The organism is Bacillus sp. SM2101, assembly GCF_018588585.1.
In the GTDB taxonomy this organism is placed as follows: domain Bacteria; phylum Bacillota; class Bacilli; order Bacillales; family SM2101; genus Nanhaiella; species Nanhaiella sioensis.
Genome location: NZ_JAEUFG010000083.1, coordinates 1 through 2,037, shown reverse-complemented (window position 1 = coordinate 2,037; position 2,037 = coordinate 1). Strand labels below are relative to the sequence as shown.

15 tRNA genes and 1 rRNA gene are annotated in these 2,037 nt (G+C 47.5%); all 16 read left to right on the top strand.

The window, feature by feature from the left end:
- Positions 1-163: 163 nt before the first annotated feature.
- The 16 genes from rrf (at position 164) to JM172_RS24190 (ending at position 2,037) form a co-directional block, all read left to right on the top strand.
- Positions 164-279, top strand: a 5S ribosomal RNA gene (gene rrf / locus JM172_RS24265).
- Between the two features lie 34 nt (positions 280-313).
- Positions 314-389, top strand: a tRNA-Val gene (locus tag JM172_RS24260).
- Positions 390-400: 11 nt separating this feature from the next.
- Positions 401-476, top strand: a tRNA-Thr gene (locus JM172_RS24255).
- A 157-nt stretch (positions 477-633) separates the two neighbouring features.
- Positions 634-709: transfer RNA gene (locus tag JM172_RS24250), tRNA-Lys, on the top strand.
- Positions 710-715: 6 nt separating this feature from the next.
- Positions 716-798 (top strand) — tRNA-Leu (locus JM172_RS24245).
- A 17-nt stretch (positions 799-815) separates the two neighbouring features.
- Positions 816-890: transfer RNA gene (locus tag JM172_RS24240), tRNA-Gly, on the top strand.
- Between the two features lie 5 nt (positions 891-895).
- A tRNA-Leu gene (locus tag JM172_RS24235) sits at positions 896-984 on the top strand.
- A gap of 12 nt (positions 985-996) precedes the next feature.
- Positions 997-1,073 (top strand) — tRNA-Arg (locus JM172_RS24230).
- A gap of 12 nt (positions 1,074-1,085) precedes the next feature.
- Positions 1,086-1,162, top strand: a tRNA-Pro gene (locus JM172_RS24225).
- Between the two features lie 14 nt (positions 1,163-1,176).
- Positions 1,177-1,252, top strand: a tRNA-Ala gene (locus JM172_RS24220).
- 22 nt (positions 1,253-1,274) lie between these two features.
- Positions 1,275-1,351, top strand: a tRNA-Met gene (locus tag JM172_RS24215).
- Between the two features lie 9 nt (positions 1,352-1,360).
- Positions 1,361-1,437 (top strand) — tRNA-Ile (locus JM172_RS24210).
- A gap of 9 nt (positions 1,438-1,446) precedes the next feature.
- Positions 1,447-1,539, top strand: a tRNA-Ser gene (locus tag JM172_RS24205).
- A 115-nt stretch (positions 1,540-1,654) separates the two neighbouring features.
- Positions 1,655-1,731: transfer RNA gene (locus JM172_RS24200), tRNA-Met, on the top strand.
- A 12-nt stretch (positions 1,732-1,743) separates the two neighbouring features.
- Positions 1,744-1,819: transfer RNA gene (locus JM172_RS24195), tRNA-Asp, on the top strand.
- 142 nt (positions 1,820-1,961) lie between these two features.
- A tRNA-Phe gene (locus JM172_RS24190) sits at positions 1,962-2,037 on the top strand.

Sequence of the window (2,037 nt, the reverse complement as noted above, 5' to 3'; positions counted from 1 at the left end):
CTAATAGATCGAGGACTTAACCAAGTTAGAAATGCAGAGCAAGCTTTGTTCAATGAATGTCTATTATCTAGTTTTGAGGGAATAAAAACTTTAAAAAAGTTAAATTTTCTCTTGATAAATCTCGATAAATCAGTATAATAAGATTTGTCGCTAATAAAATAAGCCTGGTGATGATGGCGAAGAGGTCACACCCGTTCCCATACCGAACACGGAAGTTAAGCTCTTCAGCGCCGATGGTAGTTGGGGGTTTCCCCCTGTGAGAGTAGGACATTGCCAGACTTAAATATAGGACATGTTATGATGTTTCTATATCGGAGGATTAGCTCAGCTGGGAGAGCACTTGCCTTACAAGCAAGGGGTCGGCGGTTCGATCCCGTCATCCTCCACCATTAAATATTAAGCCGGTGTAGCTCAACTGGTAGAGCAACTGACTTGTAATCAGTAGGTTGGGGGTTCAAGTCCTCTCGCCGGCACCATTTGTTTATGAGCCATTAGCTCAGTTGGTAGAGCACGATCGAATTATCGTCGTACCTTAACCACAGCGCACAAATCGATAAGCTTCATGAGTATTCATGTAGAGATTTGGGTGTATCGTTATAAGTAAATAATATATATTTAAACTTTTTAGTTTATGAGCCATTAGCTCAGTTGGTAGAGCATCTGACTTTTAATCAGAGGGTCAGAGGTTCGAGTCCTCTATGGCTCACCATTTTACGCGGGTGTGGCGGAATTGGCAGACGCGCTAGACTTAGGATCTAGTGTCCTTGTGACGTGGGGGTTCAAGTCCCTTCACCCGCATTACTTTAATAAGATTAGCGGAAGTAGTTCAGTGGTAGAACACCACCTTGCCAAGGTGGGGGTCGCGGGTTCGAATCCCGTCTTCCGCTCCAATGCTGCCGGGGTGGTGGAATTGGCAGACACACAGGACTTAAAATCCTGCGGTAGGTGACTACCGTGCCGGTTCAAGTCCGGCCCTCGGCACCATTTACACTAAGTGCGCCCGTAGCTCAATTGGATAGAGCGTCTGACTACGGATCAGAAGGTTATGGGTTCGACTCCTTTCGGGCGCGCCATCTAGTGAATAACGGGAAGTAGCTCAGCTTGGTAGAGCACATGGTTTGGGACCATGGGGTCGCAGGTTCGAATCCTGTCTTCCCGACCACTTATAATATTTAAGGGGCCTTAGCTCAGCTGGGAGAGCGCCTGCCTTGCACGCAGGAGGTCAGCGGTTCGATCCCGCTAGGCTCCACCAATAAAATATCATAAATTAACTTGGCGGTGTAGCTCAGCTGGCTAGAGCGTACGGTTCATACCCGTGAGGTCGGGGGTTCGATCCCCTCCGCCGCTACCAAGTAAACAAGGACCTTTAGCTCAGCTGGTTAGAGCAGACGGCTCATAACCGTCCGGTCGTAGGTTCGAGTCCTACAAGGTCCACCATACAATGTTGGAGGAATACCCAAGTCCGGCTGAAGGGATCGGTCTTGAAAACCGACAGGGGTGTCAAAGCCCGCGGGGGTTCGAATCCCTCTTCCTCCGCCATTTTTATTTTCTTAATAACAACAGCGTACCGATGTTAAACATTAAGAAGCGGCACTTAGAAGTCAAGATGGTTGCGTGAGAAATGTTTATTGAGAAAATATAAATTTACTATTATCGCGGGGTGGAGCAGTCTGGTAGCTCGTCGGGCTCATAACCCGAAGGTCGCAGGTTCAAATCCTGTCCCCGCAACCAATGAATAAATGTGGTCCCGTGGTGTAGCGGTTAACATGCCTGCCTGTCACGCAGGAGATCGCGGGTTCGATTCCCGTCGGGACCGCCATTATTTAAAAAATGGCTCGGTAGAGCAGAACGTAAACATCTTGAGATACTTCAATGTAGTTCTGTGAGGAGCAATGTCTTGCAAAGAAATGCGACAAGCAAAGTGTTATATCTATTTAAAAAGTTTAATTTTATTATTGTTTGGCTCGGTAGCTCAGTCGGTAGAGCAAAGGACTGAAAATCCTTGTGTCGGCGGTTCGATTCCGTCCCGAGCCACCA